Origin of the sequence: Crossiella sp. CA-258035 (genome assembly GCF_030064675.1) — a bacterium.
Lineage (GTDB): Bacteria > Actinomycetota > Actinomycetes > Mycobacteriales > Pseudonocardiaceae > Crossiella.
The window spans coordinates 430,194-448,952 of record NZ_CP116413.1 but is presented as its reverse complement, the minus strand read 5'-3'; the positions used below and the strand labels follow the sequence as shown (position 1 = coordinate 448,952).

General features: G+C 70.7%; 14 protein-coding genes and 1 tRNA gene. 9 read left to right on the top strand and 6 right to left on the bottom strand.

What is annotated here, in order from left to right; all coding sequences use genetic code 11:
* Positions 1-14 precede the first annotated feature (14 nt).
* Genes N8J89_RS02190 through N8J89_RS02170 form a run of 5 tightly spaced genes read left to right on the top strand, consistent with a single transcriptional unit; the run spans position 15 to position 5,553 of the window.
* Positions 15-1,355, top strand: coding sequence for an extracellular solute-binding protein (locus N8J89_RS02190; RefSeq protein ID WP_283662691.1), 1,341 nt, complete (start codon positions 15-17; stop codon positions 1,353-1,355).
* 4 nt (positions 1,356-1,359) lie between these two features.
* Positions 1,360-2,346 carry a carbohydrate ABC transporter permease gene (locus tag N8J89_RS02185; protein ID WP_283662690.1) on the top strand — a complete coding sequence of 329 codons (987 nt, stop codon included), beginning with the start codon at positions 1,360-1,362 and terminating at the stop codon, positions 2,344-2,346.
* Positions 2,343-3,236 carry a carbohydrate ABC transporter permease gene (locus N8J89_RS02180; RefSeq protein ID WP_502868405.1) on the top strand — a complete coding sequence of 298 codons (894 nt, stop codon included), beginning with the start codon at positions 2,343-2,345 and terminating at the stop codon, positions 3,234-3,236. Before N8J89_RS02185 ends, N8J89_RS02180 begins: the two co-directional genes overlap by 4 nt.
* Before the next feature lie 2 nt (positions 3,237-3,238).
* Positions 3,239-4,504, top strand: coding sequence for a 6-phospho-beta-glucosidase (locus N8J89_RS02175; RefSeq protein WP_283662689.1), 1,266 nt, complete (start codon positions 3,239-3,241; stop codon positions 4,502-4,504).
* Positions 4,501-5,553, top strand: coding sequence for an N-acetylglucosamine kinase (locus N8J89_RS02170; protein ID WP_283662688.1), 1,053 nt, complete (start codon positions 4,501-4,503; stop codon positions 5,551-5,553). The genes N8J89_RS02175 and N8J89_RS02170 overlap by 4 nt, the downstream gene beginning before the upstream one ends.
* 77 nt (positions 5,554-5,630) lie before the next feature.
* Here N8J89_RS02170 and N8J89_RS02165 read toward each other — a convergent pair whose 3' ends face one another.
* Positions 5,631-6,512 (bottom strand): hypothetical protein, encoded by an 882-nt coding sequence (locus N8J89_RS02165; RefSeq protein WP_283662687.1) that lies wholly within the window; start codon positions 6,510-6,512, stop codon positions 5,631-5,633.
* 145 nt (positions 6,513-6,657) lie between these two features.
* Between N8J89_RS02165 and N8J89_RS02160 the strand changes: the two genes are divergently transcribed.
* The gene (locus N8J89_RS02160; protein ID WP_283662686.1) at positions 6,658-7,458 is read left to right on the top strand and encodes an SGNH/GDSL hydrolase family protein; all 801 of its coding nucleotides are present in this window, start codon (positions 6,658-6,660) and stop codon (positions 7,456-7,458) included.
* A gap of 522 nt (positions 7,459-7,980) precedes the next feature.
* Here N8J89_RS02160 and N8J89_RS02155 read toward each other — a convergent pair.
* Complete coding sequence (locus N8J89_RS02155; RefSeq protein ID WP_283662685.1) at positions 7,981-10,788, bottom strand: AfsR/SARP family transcriptional regulator; 2,808 nt, start codon at positions 10,786-10,788, stop codon at positions 7,981-7,983.
* Positions 10,785-13,598 (bottom strand): AfsR/SARP family transcriptional regulator, encoded by a 2,814-nt coding sequence (locus N8J89_RS02150; RefSeq protein WP_283662684.1) that lies wholly within the window; start codon positions 13,596-13,598, stop codon positions 10,785-10,787. Before N8J89_RS02150 ends, N8J89_RS02155 begins: the two co-directional genes overlap by 4 nt.
* A 150-nt stretch (positions 13,599-13,748) precedes the next feature.
* On the opposite strand from N8J89_RS02150, the gene N8J89_RS02145 reads away from it, so the two are divergent.
* Entirely contained in the window at positions 13,749-14,840 is a 1,092-nt protein-coding gene (locus tag N8J89_RS02145) for an ADP-ribosylglycohydrolase family protein (protein WP_283662683.1), read from the top strand.
* Here the strand turns inward: N8J89_RS02145 and mgrA are convergent, their stop codons facing one another.
* Together mgrA and N8J89_RS02135 are read right to left on the bottom strand one after the other, a co-directional pair.
* Complete coding sequence (gene mgrA / locus N8J89_RS02140) at positions 14,841-15,866, bottom strand: L-glyceraldehyde 3-phosphate reductase (protein WP_283662682.1); 1,026 nt, start codon at positions 15,864-15,866, stop codon at positions 14,841-14,843.
* A gap of 717 nt (positions 15,867-16,583) precedes the next feature.
* Positions 16,584-17,006, bottom strand: coding sequence for a hypothetical protein (locus N8J89_RS02135; RefSeq protein WP_283662681.1), 423 nt, complete (start codon positions 17,004-17,006; stop codon positions 16,584-16,586).
* A 256-nt stretch (positions 17,007-17,262) separates the two neighbouring features.
* Between N8J89_RS02135 and N8J89_RS02130 the strand changes: the two genes are divergently transcribed.
* Positions 17,263-18,063 carry an FHA domain-containing protein gene (locus N8J89_RS02130; RefSeq protein WP_283662680.1) on the top strand — a complete coding sequence of 267 codons (801 nt, stop codon included), beginning with the start codon at positions 17,263-17,265 and terminating at the stop codon, positions 18,061-18,063.
* Positions 18,064-18,075: 12 nt separating this feature from the next.
* Complete coding sequence (locus N8J89_RS02125) at positions 18,076-18,435, top strand: hypothetical protein (RefSeq protein ID WP_283662679.1); 360 nt, start codon at positions 18,076-18,078, stop codon at positions 18,433-18,435.
* Between the two features lie 176 nt (positions 18,436-18,611).
* On the opposite strand, the gene N8J89_RS02120 is transcribed toward N8J89_RS02125, so the two are convergent.
* Positions 18,612-18,684, bottom strand: a tRNA-Thr gene (locus N8J89_RS02120).
* Between the last annotated feature and the right edge of the window lie 75 nt (positions 18,685-18,759).

The window sequence follows — 18,759 nt, the reverse complement described above, 5'->3', positions numbered from 1 at the left end:
ACCCAGGAGTTCGCATGCGCAAGACCTCTCGCGCGGTCCTGCTCAGCGCCACGGCGGCAGCCGCGCTGCTCATCTCGGCCTGTGCCGGCGGCGGTGGCAACGCCAGCGGCGCGCCCGGCGCGGCGCCCGGCAAGGACGACAAGCTGTCCCTGACCGTCTACAGCAACTTCGAGGGCCGCGAGTACAAGGCGGTCACCGAGGCGCTCAACCGGATCAAGACCAGGTTCCCCAACTTCGAGATCAAGCACGAGGGCACCCAGGACGACGAGAAGATCACCGGCGCGATCCGCGGCGGCAACCCGCCGGACGTGGCGATCTCCTTCTTCACCGACAACCTGGGCCAGTTCTGCTCCTCGGGCAGCTTCCAGAACCTGCAGCCCTACATCGACCGGGACAAGGCGGACCTCAACGTCATCCCGAAGGCGGTGCGGGACTACACCGAGTACAAGGGCAACCGGTGCTCGATGCCGATGCTCACCGACATCTACGCCTTCTACTTCAACAAGGACATGTTCGCCAAGGCGGGCCTGACCGAGCCGCCGAAGACGACTGACCAGCTGCTCGAGGCGACCAAGAAGCTGACCGAGTTCAACGAGGACGGCTCGATCAAGGTCGCCGGCTTCATGCCGCTGATCCCGCACTACCGCAACCAGGCGCAGAACTGGACGCCGATGTTCGGCGCCCGCTACCTCGGCGCGGACGGCAAGTCCAACCTGGCCAACAGCCCGGAGTGGAAGGAGCTCTTCGAGTTCCAGAAGAAGCTGGTCGACTTCTACGGCTACGACAAGATCGAGAAGTTCCGGGCGGGCCTGGGCCAGGAGTACTCGGCCGACCACGCCTTCCAGAAGGGCAAGCTCGCCATGATGCTCGACGGCGAGTACCGCACCGCCTTCCTGGCCAGTGACGCCAAGGACATCAACTACGGCACCGCGCCCGCGCCGGTGACGCCCACCAAGCCCGAGCTCTACGGCGGCGGTTTCGCCACCGGCACCATCATCGGCATCCCCAAGGGCGTGAAGAACCCCGGCGCCTCCTGGGAGCTGGTCAAGCAGATGTCGCTGGACACCGACACGCTGGTGCAGCTGTCCAACGCGATCAAGAACATCCCGACCACCGAGGCTTCCATGAAGGACCCGAAGCTGGAGGTCACCCCGCAGTTCAAGACGTTCCTGGACATCTTCGGCTCCGGCAAGCTCTGGTCCAACCCGGCCACCCCGATCGGTGACGCGCACCTCAAGGCGGTCAACGACTTCGCCGAGAAGTGGCAGTCCGGCAAGGTGACCGACATCGCGGCCGAGCTGAAGAAGGTCGACGCGCAGGTCGACGACGCACTGGCACAGAAGGCCGGTAAGTAGTTCCATGACCGCCACGCTTGAGCGCGCGAGCGCCGCCCGGCCCGTCCCCAGCAAGGGGCGGGCCGGGCGGCGGCGCCGGAACTTCCTGACCGTCCTGGGCTTCATGTCCCCGGCGATCATCGGGTTCGCGGTGTTCTTCGGCTACCCGCTGATCGCCACCATCTACTTCTCCTTCACCAGGTACGACCTGATCAACGCACCGGAGTGGCTGGGCTTCGACAACTACATCCGGATGTTCACCAGCGAGCCGCTGGTGGGCGTCGCGGTGTGGAACACGCTCTGGCTGGTCGTCATCCTGACCACCTGCCGGGTGATCTTCGCGCTCGGCACGGCCATGGTGATCTCGCGGCTCAAGAGCGGGGTCGGCCTGGTCCGCACCCTGTGCTACCTGCCCTCGCTGGCCCCGCCGGTGGCGGCCACGATCACCTTCGTCTTCCTGTTCAACCCCGAGTTCGGGCCGATCAACAAGTTCCTCAAGTTCCTCGGCATCGACGGCGGACTGTGGTTCTCCGACCCGGAGATGGCCAAGCCCGCGCTGACCATCCTGGCGCTGTGGGGCTCCGGCGAGCTGATGATCATCCTGCTGGCCGCCCTGCTGGACGTGCCGCAGGAGCAGTACGAGGCGGCCGAGATCGACGGCGCGGGACCGATCCGCAAGTTCTTCTACATCACGCTGCCGTCGATCGCGCCGGTGCTGATGTTCGGCATCGTGAACTCGGTCATCTTCGCCCTGCAGTTCTTCACCCAGGCCGTGGTGGCCGGTTCGGTGGCCTCCGGTTCGGCCGAGGTCGCGGGCAACGCCAAGGACATCGGCTTCCCGCAGAACTCCACCCTGACCTTCCCGGTCTGGCTCTACGTCCAGGGCTTCCGCTACTTCAACATGGGTTACGCGGCGGCCATGGCGACCCTGCTGTTCATCGTCTCCTTCGCCTTCACCGCGCTGCTGGTGCGGCAGATGCGTCGGGCCTCGCACGTCGAGGAGGGCTCGTGACCACCGCGACCGCAACACGTCCGGCCAGCCGCCGCAGGCCACCGCCCAAGCGGAAGCCCAGCGGCTCCTGGCAGAAGACGCTGTACTGGATCGCCACGCACAGCATCGGCATCGCGCTGGCGCTGGCCTTCTCGCTGCCGATCGTGTTCGTCTTCCTCACCGCGTTCATGTCCGACAGCCAGGCGCTGTCCTCCAGCCTGTGGCCGGAGTCCTGGCACCCGGAGAACTTCTTCCGGGTCTTCGACAAGGCGCCGCTGCTGGAGTACACGCTCAACAGCCTGATGTACTCGCTGCTGGCCACCGCGGGCATGCTGCTCTCGGCGATCCCGGCGGCCTACGCGCTGGCCAGGCTGAAGTGGAAGGGCCGCAACGGGGTCTTCCTGCTGGTGGTGGCCGCGATGATGCTGCCGCCGCAGGTGGTGGCGGTGCCGCTGTACGACATGTGGGTCAAGTTCGGCCTGACCGGCACGCTGTGGCCGCTGATCGTGCCGTACTTCCTCTTCGACGCCTTCAGCGTGTTCCTGCTGCGCCAGTTCTTCCTGACCATCCCGCAGGACTACATCGACTCGGCCAAGATCGACGGCTGCAACGAGTTCACCGCCGTGCTGCGGGTGCTCATCCCGATGTCCCGCCCGGGGATCGCGGCCACCGGGCTGTTCTGCTTCCTCTACACCTGGAACGACTTCTTCGGTCCGCTGATCTACACCGGGGAGAACAAGGCCAACTGGCCGCTGTCGTTGTCACTGGCCTCGTTCCGGGGCCAGCACGCCGTGGAGTGGAACCTGATGATGGCCGCCACGGCGCTGATCATGGTTCCGGCCATCGTGCTGTTCCTGTTCGCGCAGAAGTCCTTCGTCCGAGGGATCACCTTCACCGGAGTTAAGGGTTAACGATGAAGCTCACCGTCGTCGGAGGCGGCTCCACCTACACCCCTGAGCTGATCGACGGGATCGCCGGGCGCAGAACCAGCCTTGCGGTGGACGAGATCGTGCTGGTCGACCCGGACGAGCACCGGCTCGCGGTGATCGGCGAGTTCAGCCAGCGGTTGCTCGACCACGCGGGACACCCGGCCAGGGTCCGCACCACCACGGACCTGGAGTCCGGCGCCGAGGGCGCGGCCGCGGTGCTGCTGCAGCTGCGCGTCGGCGGGCAAGAGGCCCGCCGCTCGGATGAGACCTTCCCGCTGGAATGCGGCTGCGTCGGGCAGGAGACCACCGGAGCGGGCGGTCTGGCCAAGGCGCTGCGCACGGTCCCGGTGGTGCTCGACATCGCCGAGCGGGTGCGCAAGGTCACCGGGCCGGACACCTGGATCGTCAACTTCACCAACCCGGTCGGCATCGTCACCAGAGCCCTGGTGCAGGCCGGTTTCCGGGCGGTCGGCCTGTGCAACGTGGCCATCGGCTTCCAGCGCTACGTCGGCAAGCTGCTCGGCGCGGCCCCGGAACAGGTGCGGCTGGGCCACATCGGCCTCAACCACCTGACCTGGGAGCGCGAGGTGCTGGTGGACGGCGTGGACGTGCTGCCGAGGCTGCTCTCGGAGTTCGGCGAGGACGTGGCCGAGCACATCGGGCTGCCCGCCGAGCTGATGCGCCGGCTGGGCGTGGTGCCCTCCTACTACCTCAAGTACTTCTACAGCCACGACGAGGTGGTGGCCAGGCAGCGCACCGAGCCGCCGCGCGCGGAGGTGGTCAGCCTGGTGGAGAAGGAGCTGATGGGCGTCTACGCCGATCCCGCGGTGGTGACCAAGCCGGAGGCGCTGTCCCAGCGCGGCGGCGCCTACTACTCCGAGGCCGCGGTCCAGCTGGTGCACGCGCTCACCGGCGGCGACCAGGGCGAGGAGCACGTGGTCAACGTCCAGAACAACGGCACGTTCTCGTTCCTGCCGGACGACGCGGTGATCGAGGTTCCGTCCATTGTGGACCGCAACGGCGCGGAGCCGTTGCCGGTCAGGCCGATCGAGCCCGAGTACTCGGGCCTGATCAGCCACGTCACCGCCTACGAGTACCTGGCCCTGGAGGCCGCGCTGCACGGCGGCCGGGACCGGGTGGCCAACGCGCTGCTCGCGCACCCGCTGATCGGCCAGTGGAACATCGCGGAGAAGCTGGCCGACCAGCTCGTCGCGGAGAACGCCGAGCTGCTGCCGTGGGCGAAGGCATGAGCGGGAGACCCGAGATCAGTGATCTCGTCCTGGCCATCGACGGCGGCAACAGCAAGACCGATGTGATGCTGGTTTCCCGGGACGGCGAGGTGCTGTCCCGGGTCCGCGGCATCGGCTCGCCGCCGCAGACGGTGGGCATGCAGCGGGGCCTGGACACCTTCGAGAGCCTGATCGTCGAGGCCGCCCGGCAGGCGGGCTACGCCGGCACGGCTCCCTTCGCCGCGCACACCTCGGCCTACCTGGCGGGGGCGGACCTGCCCAAGGAGGAGCAGTTCCTCCAGGAGGCGATCACCGCGCGCGGCTGGTCGGCCACCACCACGGTGGCCAACGACACCTTCGCGCTGCTGCGCGCGGGCAGTCCCACCGGCGCGGGCGTGGCGGTGGTCTGCGGCGCGGGCATCAACGGCGTCGGGGTGGCCCCGGACGGCCGGGTGCACCGCTTCCCCGCGCTGGGCCGGATCTCCGGTGACTGGGGCGGCGGCGCGCACCTGGGCAGCGAGGCGCTGTGGCTGGCGGTGCGGGCCGAGGACGGCCGGGGCGAGCCCACCGCGCTGCTGCCGGCCATCCGCGAGCACTTCGCGGTGCCCACCCTGCTGGAGCTGATCGAGCGGCTGCACTTCGGCGAGCTGTCCGAGGACGTGCTGCACGAGCTGTCCCCGTTGCTGTTCCGGGTGGCCGGGCAGGGCGACGCGGTGGCCCAGCAGGTGGTGGACCGGCTGATCGACGAGGTCAGCGTGCTGGCCACGGTCAGCCTGCGGCAGCTCGACCTCACCGCCGAGCCGGTGCACGTGGTGCTCGGCGGCGGGGTGCTCACCGGCGTCGGTCCCGCGGTGATCGAGCAGGTGGCCAAGCGCTGCCGGGCGGTCGCCCCGCTGGCCGAGATCATCGTGGTGGACCCGCCACCGGTGGTCGGCGCGGCACTGGCCGGGCTGGACGTGCTCGGCGCGGACCGGGAAGCGGAAACCCGGCTGCGGGCCGGTTTCCTCGCCCCAGCCGCGACTGAGAGCGCTCCAGTGGATGGCGGCGCGGAGGAAGCGGCCGCGGTGTGAGCCCCCGCGGCGGTCCCGGCCCCTGAACCGGGACCGCCGCGGTTTCCACCGAAGAGGGCTCACCTGGTGGCCAGACCTCACCTAGCGGCAAGGCGCAGCGCGCCGCCCTTGTTCTCGTCGTCGGTGCCCAGCAACATCTCCCCGCACCTGGCGTCCAGGCAGGTCAGCGCCTCGATCTTGCGCCCGGTGAAGGCGCCGATCCGCCTCGGCTCCTGCCGGACCTCCAGCGCCACCCCGTTCGCCCTCGCGCGCACCCGGCCGGCCGAGTAGGTCGCGGAGTCGAACGGACCGTCGTCCCCGTTGTCCGAGGCGGCCGAGATGACCAGCTCACCGTCGGGCAGCACGTCCAGGTCGGACATGTGCCGCACGTTCTTCCTCGGGTAGGGCACCCGGACCGCCGCGGACTTCACCGGCCCGAAGGTCAGCTCCACCAGGTCGAACTCGGCCGCGTAGAGCGTGGCCGGCCTGCTGTCCAGCCCCCGGTCCGCCCACAGCGCGATCGTCTTGCCACCCGCGGCGGCCAGCGCGAAGCTCTCGTAGTCATCACCGGCCTGCCCCGCAGGCACCTGGAAGGTCTGCCGCACGGTCACCTCACCCGCACCGAGCTTGATCAGAAAACCCTTGCCCTTGCTGGCCAGCGCGAGGAACTCCCCCGCCCGCCCCGGCACCGGCTCGATCGACTCCAGGTCCACCGGCAGCTCACCGCGCCACTCCAGCGGTTCCACCACCGGCTTCTTGCCGTCGGCCTGCACCACCCTGGCGATCCGGTTCTGCCCCGGCTTCTTGTTGTCCCGCACGATGAGCGACTCGACCCGCCCGTCACCGCGGGCCAGCACGGTGGTCCCGCTGACCCCGGAGAGGATGTCCGAGCCCACCTGCTGCCACTCCTGCGGAGCAGCCTGCGCGGCCGGAGCCGCCAGCAGCAGCACTGCCAAAGATCCGATCACAACACGACGCATGGCCCGAAGTGTTGCGAGAATCACGCGGCAATCGGCTCATACTTTCGGTCGGACATCCGATGACTTTCCACAGTTACTGGTGAGTAACCTTCGTCATCGTAACTGACGGTAGCGTAGGTCGCGCTCCGCTTGTCATGCTGGCCGGATGGAGAAGCCGCTAGAAGAGGAGGCCGTGCCGGGCCTCTGGGGGTCCTACGCCGCGCTGGGCGACAGCTTCACCGAGGGCCTCGACGATCCGTGGCCGGACGGCAGTTTCCGTGGCTGGGCAGACCGTCTGGCCGGCCACCTGGCCACGGCCCGCCCGCACCTGCGCTACGCGAACCTCGCGATTCGGGGCAAACTGCTCGGCCAGATCATCGACGAGCAGCTGCCGGTCGCGGTAGCCCTGCAACCGGAACTGGTCACGTTCTGTGCAGGCGGCAACGACATCCTGCGCCCAGGCAGCGACCCGGACGCCCTGGCCGTGCAGTTCGAAGCAGCCACCGCCCAGCTCCGCAAGGCAGGGGCCGACGTGGTCATCTGCACCGGCTTCGACACCAAGGACGTGCCCATCATGCGCCGCGTCCGGGGCAAGGTAGCCACCTACAACGCCCACCTGAGAGCCATCGCCGACCGCCACAACTGCTACGTCGTCGACCTGTGGTCCATGACGGTCCTGCACGACCCCAGAGCCTGGAGCGAGGACCGCCTGCACCTGTCCCCCGAGGGCCACGAACGAGTCGCCCTGCGCGCCTGCGCCGAACTCGGCATCCCGGTCACCGCGGACTGGTCCGAACCATGGCCGGTAGCCGATCCCGCGGACTGGCTCACCCTGCGCCGAGCGGACCTGAAGTGGGCAAGACAACACTTCGTGCCATGGCTCGGCCGCAGACTGGCCGGAAGGTCCTCCGCCGACGGCATCGAGCCAAAACGCCCAGAACTGGCCGAACTCTGCGAAAAGGCCTGAGCGCCAACACAACAGCGCGGCGACTTGCCGCGTTGGGAGGCGTGGCGCGCCAGCGACACGCCGGGCCCTTTGACCCAGCGACGGGTTTGATTTTTTCGCGTCGTGCGTTCGTGATCCCGGCACACGCGAAGCAAGCTTCGGAGTGCCGGGATCACGAACGCACGACTCAAGAGCGAAAAAATCCCGCGTGCGGAGCACGCCAATGTGACAGGCCTGAAACCCAGCCACAGGCCTGAAAACCCAGCCACCAACCCCCCAAAACCAATCACACCCGGCATCCGGGGACGCGGATGCCGGGTGTGACCAAGTGGGCGACGAACCTCCCCCAGAAGGCTCCCCCAGTGCCGCCATGTCGCTGGTGCAGCGCGAACCAACCACCGACAGCACAAAGAATTCCACGACCCGCTTGACGGAGCCTAACCGCGAACTAAACGAGATCAGCGGGGCATGGCGGGTAGCCTCCAGTGTGCCGCCTGAGACGGCCGTGTACCAGCGTTTTCCCAGCATTGGCCACAAAACACCTCAGCCGAGCTGGGCCAGCCGGTCCCGCAGCACCTCCAGCTCGGGCAGCCGCAGCACCTCGTAGAGCTCCAGCGAGCGCTGCCAGACCACCCTGGCCCCGCCGGGGTCCCCGCGGGAGACGAGCACCTCGCCGAACTCCATCAGCATCCGTGCTTCCTGCGGTTTGGATCCGGCGGCTTCGGCGGCGGCCACCGCGTCCCGGTAGTACCGCTCGGCCTCGTCCAGGCGGCCGAGGTCCCGGCTGACGTCGCCCATGCCGCCGAGCACGATGGCCATCCGGTCGTTGTTGTTGGAGTCGCGGTAGATGTCGAGGGCTTCGCGCAGGTGCACCAGGGCCTGCTCGTGGTCGCGGTGCCGGATGGCGATCTCGGCCATGTTGGTCAGCGCGATGGGCAGCACGAAGAAGTTGCCGATCCGCCTGCTCAGCTCGATCGCCCGGCGGCAGGACTCGACCGCCTCGTCCTTGCGGCCGGTCTCGTACAGGTACTGGGTCATGTTGCTGGACAGCAGCGCCAGCGAGGCCAGGTCGCCGATCTCCTCGGCGATCCGGTAGGCGGTGGAGTCGTGGTGCAGGGACAGCTCGGGCAGCCCGCGCCGGCCGTGGATCATGCCCAGCGCGGTGTGGATGCGCACCTCGCCCCACCGGTTGCCCAGCAGCCTGGCCGCCTCCAGCCCGATCAGGTTGACCTTGACCGCGTCCTCCCACGGGAACCGCGCGTCCAGGTACGGGTTGAGCATGGTGGGCAGCTGCCAGGCGGCCTCGTGCTGGCCGGACTCCTCGGCGAGCACCACCACCGAGGTCAGGTTGGCCCACTCGGCGTCGAAGAAGGCCAGCGCCTGCTGCCGGTCGTTGAGGGTCGGCTGCCGCACGTGCGGGCGGGTCAGGCCGGGGCGCAGGTCGTCCAGGATGGGCCGCATCAGCCTGCGCGCCCGGTCGGCCACCACCAGGTAGTAGTCGAGCAGGCCGCGCAGCGCGCTGTCCCGCTCCTTCTCCTCGGTCTCGTTGCGGAACAGCGCCCTGGCGTACAGGCGCATCAGGTCGTGCATGGAGAACCGGTCGACCTCGTGCTCGATCACCAGGTGCGCGGCGGCCAGCGCGCGCAGCGAGCGCCGGGCCTGGGCCACCCCGACCTCGGCCATGGTGGCCATCAGGTACGGCGAGACGTCCCGGCCGGGGTGCCCGCCGAGCAGCCGGAACACGCTGGCGTGCGGTGGCGGCAGGTCCCGGTAGGACAGGTCGAAGGCGCCGCGCACCGAGGTGTCGGTCTCCTCCACGTCCAGCGCGGCCAGCCGCTCGTGCTCGTCGGCCAGCTCCTCCACCAGGTCGCCGACCTCGCGTTCGGGGTTGACCGCGAGCCGGGCGGCGGCGATCCGCAGCGCCAGCGGCAGGTTGCCGCACAGCTCGGCCAGCCGCCGCACCTGGGCCAGGTCGTGCTCGGAGTGCCGCTCGCCGGCCACCCGGTTGATCAGCTGCACGGTGTCGGCCATGGACAGCGTGTCCAGCGGCAGCACCCTGGCCCCGTTGGTCACCACCAGCCCGTCCAGCCGCCGCCTGCTGGTCACCACGGTGAACGCGCCGCTGGTGGGCAGCAGCGGGCGCACCTGGTCGGAGTCGTGCGCGTCGTCGAGCAGCACCAGCATCCGCCGCCCGGCGATGGTGGAGCGGTAGAGCGCCAGCCGCTCGTCGAACTCCGCGGGCACCGACTCCGGCCGCACGCCGAGGGCGACCAGGAAGTGCCGCAGCACCTCGGCCGGGTCCACCGGCGCGTGCTCGGGGTCGAACCCGCGCAGCGAGGCGTAGAGCTGGCCGTCCGGGAACTCGGCGGCAGCCCGCTGCGCCCAGGTCAGCGCGAGCGCGCTCTTGCCCACCCCGGCGGTGCCCGCGAGCACCGCGATGCGCGGGCCGTCGGCCATGCCGACCAGCCGGTTCAGCCAGGCCAGCTCGGCGCTGCGGCCGGTGAACCCGGCGGGCGCGGGTGGCAGCTGCACCGGCACGCTGGGCAGCGCGGAGGGCGGCGAGACCGGGCGCTGGGCGGCCGGATCGGGCGCGAGCTCGTCGGTGAGCACCTGGCGGTGCAGCTCCTGCAGGGTGGGGCCGGGGTCGATGCCCAGCTCGTCCACCAGCCGGACCCGGAAGGACTGGTAGGCGCCGAGCGCGTCGGCCCGCCGCCCGCTGCGGTAGAGCGCCAGCACCAGCTGCCCGACCAGCCGCTCCCGGAACGGCTGCTCGGCGACCAGCCGCTGGAGCTCCACGACCACCTCGCCGTGCCGGCCGAGGTCCAGCTCGGCCTGGATCCACTCCTCCACCGCGACCAGCCGCAGCTCCTCCAGCTCGGGCGCGACATCGCGCAGCACCTGGGAGGAGGGCACATCGCTGAGCACCGGGCCGCGCCAGAGCTTGACCGCCTCGCTGAGCAGCTCCCGCCTGCGCGCGGCGGGCTCGCCGCGGGCGGCGCTGAGCAGCGCCCTGGCCCGGTGCAGGTCGACCAGCCGGGGGTCGGCGCGCAGCAGGTAGCCGGAGGCGTGCGTGATCAGGGTGACCGAGCCGCCGGGGTCGGCCTCGGTGAGCACCCTGCGCAGCCGGGAGACGTGCCCGTGCACCACGGTGCGCGCGGTCGGCGGTGGCTCGTCCTCCCACAGCGTGGCCTGGATCCGGTCGTGCCCGACGACCTGGTTGACCTCCAGCGCGAGCAGCGCCAGCAGGCAGCGCGCGCCCGCCCGGCCCATCGCCAGCGGGGTGCCGCCGACCACCAGCTCGACCGGGCCGAGCACGCGGAACTCCAAGGGCGGCAACGGTTCCTGGTTCACCGGCCGTCCTCCAGGGTGGCCAGCCTGGTGCGCACGGTCTCGGCCTCGCCGCGGTCGAAGGCGGCCAGGATCTCCAGCGCCCGCCGCCACTGGGTGGCCGCGGCCAGGGTGTCCCCGGTGGCGAAGGCGACGTCGCCGAGACCGCGCCGGGCGAAGGCCTCCTGCCGGTTCATGCCGTGGCTGATGGCCAGCGCGAGGGCCTGCCGGTTGGCCGCGGCCGCGCCGTCGATCTCGCCGCGCGCCAGCCGGGCCCGGCCCAGGTTGTTCAGCGCGGTGGCCCGGAAACCGTCGTCGCCGATCTCCTCGTCGATGGCCACCGCCCGCTGGAAGTAGGCCTCGGCCCGCTCCGGCCTGCCGGAGTCCAGGGCCAGCACGCCGAGGGTGTTGTTGATCGCGGACTCGGAGTGCCGGTCGCCGATCTCCTGGTTGCGCCGGATCGCCTCCGCGGCGGCTGCCTCGGCCTGCTCGGTGCGGCGCAGCCAGGCCAGCGCGCCTGCCACGTTGGTGGCGGCGCGGGCGGCGGCCTGCCGGTCACCCGCCTCGGTGGCCGCGGCCAGCGACTCCTGGTAGTAGCGCAGGGACTCCTCCTCGCGGCCCAGCCGGTGCGAGGCCGCGCCGAGCCCGTTGAGCATCATGGCCACGCCGGCGCCCTCACCGGCGGCGGTGGCCGCGGCCAGGCCGAGCTCGTTCACGCTGATCCAGTCCTCCACCCGGTCGCGCATCGCCAGGTACATCGACACCGGCCTGGCCAGCAGCCAGGTCTCCCGGGGGAAGCCCTCTTCCTTGGCCAGCCGGATGACCGCGACCGCGTTGGCCCGTTCCGCCTCGAACCAGCGCAGCGCCTCCTCCGCGCCCCAGTCCGGCACCGGGTCGGCCGCCTCGCCGGGCGGCAGCCCGAAACCGTGGGTGGCCGGGCTGAACTTCACCGCGGCGTGCGCGCACCAGCGCCAGTAGTGGTGGATGAGCCGCCGCTGGGCCGCCCGCCGGGTGGCTTCACCGAGTTCGGTGCGGGCCAGCTCGCGGGCGTGCAGCCGGATGAGGTCGTGCAGGGCGAAGCGGTCCCGCCGCCACTCGGTCAGCAGGTGCGCGGCGGTGAGCGCGCGCAGCGCCCGCCGGGCCGCGGCCGGGGTGGTGCCGGCCAGCGCGGCCACCAGGTCGGGGGTGAGCACCGGGCCGGGGTGCAGGCCGAGCAGCCGGAACACCGCGGCCGGTTCCGGCGCGAGGTCCCGGTAGGAGATGTCGAAGGCGCCGCGCACCGAGGAGCCCTCCTCCTCCAGCCCGGCCAGCCGGTGCTGCTCGTCGCGCAGCTCGGCGGCCAGCTTGGCGGGGTCGCCGGCGGCGGCCAGCCGGGCGGCGACCACCCGCAGCGCCAGCGGCAGGTCCCCGCACAGCGCGGCCAGCTCGTCCAGCACCGCCGGGTCGGCATTGCCAGCGCGGCCCAGCAGCGCGACGCCCTCGGCACGGGGCAGCGTGCCCAGGGTGTGGATGCCCGCGCCGTGACTGACCACCAGGCCGTCCAGCCGCCGCCTGCTGGTGATCAGGGCCAGCGAGCCGCCGCCGGGCGGCAGCAGCGGGCGGACCTGCTCGGAGTCGCGGGCGTCGTCCAGCAGCACCAGCACCCGTCGCCCGGCCAGCATCGAGCGGTACAGCGCCAGGCGTTCGTCGAAGGGCACCGGCACCGCGCCGGGGGCCAGGCCCAGCTCCAGCAGGAACTGCCGGAGCAGCTCGGCGGTCTCGGCTGGCGGGTGCTCGGGGTCGAAGCCGCGCAGCGCGCCGAAGAGCACCCCGTCCCGGAACCGGCCGGCGGTCCGGCGGGCCCAGGTCAGCGCGAGCGCGGTCTTGCCGATGCCGCCCGCGCCGGCCAGCACGCCGACCGCGGACTCCCCGGCCTGCTCGGCCCTGGTCACCAGCTCGTCCAGCCAGGTCTGCTCGGCGGCCCGGCCGGTGAACCCGTACGCGGGCGCGGGCAGTTCGGTGGGCGCGGGCGGGGCGGTGGCGGTCTCGGCCTGCTGCACGCACAGCGCCGGATCGTCGGTGCGCACCCGCTCGGCCAGTTCGCGCAGCTCAGGCCGGGGGTCGAGACCGAGCCGGGCGGCGATCCGCTGCTGGTAGCCGGTGTAGGCGCGCAGGGCCTCGGTGCGGCGGCCGCAGCGGTACAGCGCGAGCACCGCGTACTCGGCCAGCCGCTCCCGGAACGGCTCGTCGGCGTGCAGCTGGAGGATCCGCGGCAGCGTCTCCTCGTGCCTGCCCATGGCCAGCTGGGCGCCGAGGTGCTCCTCGGTCACGGTCAGCCGCAGCTCCACCAGCTCCGGCGCCAGCTCCCTGGCCAGCACCGGCGAGCCGAGACCGGCCAGCGGCTCGCCCCGCCACAGGTCGAGCACCTGGCCGAGCAGCTCGGCGCGCGGGCCGGGCGGCAGGTCGCGGGCGGCCGCGGCCAGGCCGCGCGCCCGGTGCGCGTCGACCAGCTCGGGGTCCATCCGGAGCAGGTAGCCGGGCGCCCGCGTGTCCAAGGACACAGGCAGCGCCAGCTCGGCGAAGAGCTTGCGCAGCCGGGAGACGTAGCCCTGGACGATGGTGCGCGCGGTCGCCGGGGGCCGTCCGTCCCACAGCACCTCGGTGATTCGTTCCGCGCTGACCACCTGTCCCGGTTCCGCCACCAGCGCCGCGAGCAGGCAGCGCACGCCGGAGCCACCCACCGGGACCGGTTCCCCGTCCAGGACGAGCTCCAGCGGCCCCAGCAGACGGAATTCGACGCGCTGGGTCGTCGGCCCTGACGAGCAGGTCTCCGCCACCTTGTCTTCGCGCCGCACGGTGGGCACGTTACGACCTTTCGGCGTCCCCTGGGTAAGTCGCGGTAGGCCATTCCGTAGTAGTACGGACGACCCGGACGGGGGATCGCTCGTTAGGGTCTGCACAGAGACATTCACCAGAGACATCCACCCGAGGACGCCGGAGGCGAAGTGCCCGCAGATCCGACGGCGCTCCTGGACCGGGGCGCGGGCTGCCTGCTCGGCGGCGCGGTCGGCGACGCCCTGGGCGCCCCGGTGGAGTTCCTGGCCAGGCCGGAGATCCGCCGCGAGTTCGGACCGGCCGGCATCACCGACCCGCCACGTCCCGGGCTGATCACCGACGACACCCAGCTGACCCTGTTCACCGCCGAGGGCTACCTGCACGCCTGGGTGCGCGGCAAGCACCGGGGCGTGTGGGGGCCGACCGAGACGGTGTGGCAGAGCTACCGGCGCTGGCTGACCACCCAGCAGCTGGACGGCCCGGCCCCGCTGGCCCGCGGCCTGCTCGCGGACAAGCGGATGTACGCCAGCCGCGCGCCGGGGGTGACCTGCTTACGGGTGCTCCAGTCGGCCACCCTGCCCAACACCACCAGCGACTCCCGCGGCTGCGGTGGGGTGGCCAGGGCCGCGCCCGCCGGTTTCGCGCCCACCCCGCAGACCGCGTACACCCTGGGCTGCGAGTTCGCCGCCCTCACCCACGGTCACCCCGCGGGCTGGGCCCCGGCCGGAGCCCTTGCCCTGATCGTGCACCTGGTAGCGGTCCGCCAACGCCCGTTGGGGGATGCGGTGGACCAGGCCACCGGCCGCGCGCTGCGCGACGACCAGGAGACCGGCCTGGCCCTGGCAGCGGCCTCCGCACTGGCCGCCGCCGACTCCGCCGCGGCCAGGCGGGTGCGCGAGGCCCGCGCCTTCGGCCGCCCGGTGCCGGCGGGTGGCCCGTCGGCGAACTCGGTGGAGCGGCTGGGCGCGGGCTGGGTCGGCCCGGAGGCGCTGGCCATCGCGGTCTACGCCGCGCTGACCCACCGCCGCGCCGAGCAGTTCCCGGACGCGCTGCGACTGGCCGCCAACCACTCCGGCGACAGCGACTCCACCGCCGCGATCACCGGCAACATCCTGGGCGCCCTGCACGGCACCGCGGTGCTGCCCAGGGAGTGGGTGGGCAGGCTGGAGCTGTGCGACGTGATCGAGCAGACCGGCCGGGACCTGGCCGCCTCCTGCGCGGGACTGCCCTTCGACGAGGAGCACTACCTGCTGCCGGAGTGATCAGCTCGCCGAGGACTCCGCCCACAGGTTGATGCCGGCGTCCACCGCGTACCTGTCGATCTCCACCAGCTCGTCCGCGCTGAAGTCCAGGTTCCGCGTCGCCGCCAGGTTCTGCTCCAGCTGCGCCACCGAGCTGGCCCCGATCAGCGCCGAGGTGACCCGGGAGTCCCGCAGCGTCCAGGAGATGGCCAGCTGCGCCAGCGACTGCCCCCGGGACCGGGCGATCTCGTTGAGCGCCCTGATCCGCGCCAGGTTGTCCTCGGTGAGCAGCCCGGTGGACAGCGACCCGTCCCGGCTGGCCCGCGACCCCTCGGGCACCCCGTTGAGGTAGCGGTCGGTCAGCATGCCCTGCCCCAGCGGCGAGAACGCGATGCAGCCCGCGCCGACCTCTGCCAGCACGTCCAGCAACTCCGGCTCGATCCACCGGTTGAACATCGAGTAGGACGGCTGGTGGATCAGCAACGGCACCCCCATCTCCCGCAGCAGCGCGGCCGCCGCCACGGTCCGCTCGGCGGAGTAGGAGGAGATGCCCGCGTAGAGCGCCCGTCCGCTGTTCACCGCGGCCGCGAGCGCGCCCATGGTCTCTTCCAGCGGCGTCTCCGGGTCGGCCCGGTGCGAGTAGAAGATGTCCACGTAGTCCAGGCCGAGCCGCTCCAGCGACTGGTCCAGCGAGGCCAGCAGGTACTTGCGCGAACCCCAGTCCCCGTAAGGCCCGGGCCACATGTCGTACCCGGCTTTCGTGGAGATCACCAGCTCGTCCCGGTACGGGTGCAGGTCCTCGGCCAGCATCCGGCCGAAGTTCTCCTCGGCGCTGCCGTAGGGCGGCCCGTAGTTGTTGGCCAGGTCGAAGTGCGTCACCCCGAGGTCGAAGGCCCGCCGCACGATGGCCCGCCCGGTCTCGTACGGCCGGTCACCACCGAAGTTCTGCCACAGGCCCAGTGAGACGGCGGGCAGTTTGAGGCCGCTGCGTCCGGATCGGCGGTAGCTGAGCTGGTCGTAACGCGCGGAGTCGGCCAGGTAGGACACGCTGCTCCTCCGGGAGATGGGTCGGTTGCCCAACTTAACTGCGCTAGCCCAACCGGACCAGCCCTCGGCCTGGCCAGGAGCCCGGCGGAACCAGGCACGACGCCTGTCCGGACACACTTTTGTCAGGCGTGTTCCATTTTTTCACATTAGAGCCCGGCAACTTTCCATTGACCCCGGTAACAATTGACTAGCTGTGGCCCATACCAATCCGGGACAAGTGGACTGAAGACGCCGTTGATGGCACTCGACGGAGAGTCACCACCCGATCGCCGATTACCACGCTTACCGTGCGCGCCCTCACGGTGGGTGACTTGACTCAGGCTTGAGTCCGCGCCTGAGACACGGGTGGAGCACAGGAGAACTGGGTGTTTCGCACCGAACGTGCAGCTCAGCGTCCCTCGATCGGGGCAACACCGCGAGCATCAGAGTGCCCGAATCCCAATAAGACCTTAAAACTCCGACGCGGTCCGACCGCTTGCGGTGAATGCCCTACACCAGTCGTCCGAGGTAAACCAGCAGTTTCTGGCCACAAACAGTGACCACCTCCACGCGAACATCCGAGGATCAGGTTGACTGCGCCACGGAAAATCAGAGACACTGGTGGCACCTACAACTGGGGTGTTGCAGGTCACAAACGGTGGCAGGAATTGTCCGGTCACAAAGATGTGTGGGGCCGGTCCGGTGTTGACGCACCGGACCGGCCCCGCATGGAACGGATCAGTAGCTGTGGTCCGCTTGCAGTGCGACCAGCCACAGCCCGATCCGGAGCACGGTGAGAAGCGTCTGGATCGCCAACCAGCGGCTCAGGCGCTTCTCACATGCTCGGCACCAGAGTTCACCGCCGATCGCCGATCGGTTCTCGCCGAGCACGAGCACCCTGATGCGGTCGCCCAACTCGGCGAGGAACCTCCTGAGACGACGCCAGGCTCCTCGTGTGAAGTTGTCCATCCGGTCTTTCTCCCGATGGTCGTGGCCCAGTGATTCCGGGCTCCCGCTTGGGGAAAACCCTGGAGTCTCGAAACACTTCCAACCGGCTCCGTCGAGATAGTCCCCTATCTCTGGATCGATCAGCAAACCCGATGCGGCATATCCTTCGTAGCCAACATCACAGTACGAACCGGAACTTTTACCCAGCGCCATAAGCGCAGGTCAGAGGCCGATTAAGACAGGTCAGCCTAACCTGACCTATACCGCTTACCAGGGAATTCGCAAGCAGCGCCGCGTGGAAATGGTTCAGCATTCGACAATTCCGGAACCACCATTGGTCTGGACAATACGGCCGGTGCGCACCCGCCCCGAGTCGTCCCTTTCGGGCAGTCGGCGCACCTGGATGGCGGTATGACCTGGTCAGCGAGATCCGGACCCTGTGTGCACCTCTTGCTCAGGGGGAGGACACATGGCCGATCCAGCCGCGCACGAGCCCCGGTTCACCGTGGTCTCCAGCGGCCCGATGCACCGGTTCGTCTTCCTGGTGCCGCCTGGCCGGTCCGCGGTGGGCCGGGCCGGGGACATCGCGCTGCCCAGTGACGCGGTCAGCCGCAGGCACGCCTGCCTGGACCGGAGCGGGGACGAGGTGACGGTCAGCGATCTCGGCTCCACCAACGGCACCTGGCTCAACGGGCAGCGGCTGCACGGTCCCCAGCCGTTGCGCGACGGCGACCTGTTGCGCCTGGGCGGGCTGGAGCTGCGCTACGCCGCGCCGGAACCCAGCCGGTACTACCCGGGGGACAGCTACCAGGTGCGGGACCTGCGGGGCGGGGCGATCAACATCGGGCCGGGCGAGCAGCACGTGGCCGGCCGGGACCAGTACGACAACCGCTCCTACGACCAGCGCGCCTATGACCAGCGGCGCTACGACCAGCGCCGGTACGAGGAAGCGCACATCACCGTCGACAACGACCCGATGACCGCGCTCACCGAGGGCGCCGGGGTGGGCAGGCTGGTCATGGTGGTCGGTTTACTGGTCGCGCTGGCCGGGTTCGCGCTGTTCGCCTGGACGATCTTCTCCGGCATGTCCGGGATCTCCGGCGGCCGGCCGGTGGACCCGTTCAGCATGAAGTTCCAGGGCCTGCCCGCGGTGCCACTGGGCTTCGGCGCCTTCGCCGCGGGCGGCATCCTGGCCTCCATCGGCGGCGCCATGGCCAAGGCCGCCCGCCGCCGCAAGGACCGCGCCGAGCGCCGCCGGAACCGCTACTGACCTGGAGGACCCATGCGCGACAACTACGACATCCGCGGGGTGCGCGGGACCAACGTCAACATCGGGCCCGGCCAGCAGTACGTGGCGGGCCGGGACCAGCACCTCGGCCAGGGCCACGAGCTGCTCACCGAGGTCCAGTCGCTGCGCAGGGCACTGGACGAGCTCCGGCTCACCGGGGCCGAGCGCCGGGAGGCCGACCGCGCGCTGGACGAGGTGACCGAGGAGCTCCAGTCCCCGCAACCGGACCGCAGCCGCATCGCCACCCAGACCAACCGCCTGACCACCCTGCTGCAACGAGCGGGCGCACTGGCATCGGCCGGGGCGGCACTGCTGGGACCGTTGGGCGCGTTGACCGCATGGCTGGGGTTCTGAGCGAAAGGTGGCTGGGGTTCTGACGCACCGAACCGGGCGGGGCCAGGCGAGGCGCGAAGCGAAACCCCGCTGGTTCGGCACCAACCGCACCGTGGGGGTCCGGGGGCTCGGCCCCCGGATCACACAACGAGCCCCGGCGAAGCCGCCAACGGCGGCGAGCAGCCAAGGGCGCTACGAGCCGGTGACGGGACTTGAACCCGTAACCCCTCGCTTACAAGGCGAGTGCTCTGCCAATTGAGCTACACCGGCGTGACGCCGGGAACATCGTAAGCGGCTCGCGCCCGTGCGCATAACAACCGCCCGATCGCGGACTGTGACAGCCGT

What these genes read in the sequence shown, in the direction of transcription:
- N8J89_RS02190 (WP_283662691.1), top strand. Translation starts at nt 15, where the DNA reads ATGCGCAAGACCTCTCGCGCGGTCCTGCTCAGCGCCACGGCGGCAGCC.
- N8J89_RS02185 (WP_283662690.1), top strand. Translation starts at nt 1,360, where the DNA reads ATGACCGCCACGCTTGAGCGCGCGAGCGCCGCCCGGCCCGTCCCCAGC.
- N8J89_RS02160 (WP_283662686.1), top strand. Translation starts at nt 6,658, where the DNA reads ATGGAGAAGCCGCTAGAAGAGGAGGCCGTGCCGGGCCTCTGGGGGTCC.
- N8J89_RS02125 (WP_283662679.1), top strand. Translation starts at nt 18,076, where the DNA reads ATGCGCGACAACTACGACATCCGCGGGGTGCGCGGGACCAACGTCAAC.
- N8J89_RS02165 (WP_283662687.1), bottom strand. Translation starts at nt 6,512, where the DNA reads ATGCGTCGTGTTGTGATCGGATCTTTGGCAGTGCTGCTGCTGGCGGCT.
- N8J89_RS02175 (WP_283662689.1), top strand. Translation starts at nt 3,239, where the DNA reads ATGAAGCTCACCGTCGTCGGAGGCGGCTCCACCTACACCCCTGAGCTG.
- N8J89_RS02170 (WP_283662688.1), top strand. Translation starts at nt 4,501, where the DNA reads ATGAGCGGGAGACCCGAGATCAGTGATCTCGTCCTGGCCATCGACGGC.
- N8J89_RS02135 (WP_283662681.1), bottom strand. Translation starts at nt 17,006, where the DNA reads ATGGCGCTGGGTAAAAGTTCCGGTTCGTACTGTGATGTTGGCTACGAA.
- N8J89_RS02130 (WP_283662680.1), top strand. Translation starts at nt 17,263, where the DNA reads ATGGCCGATCCAGCCGCGCACGAGCCCCGGTTCACCGTGGTCTCCAGC.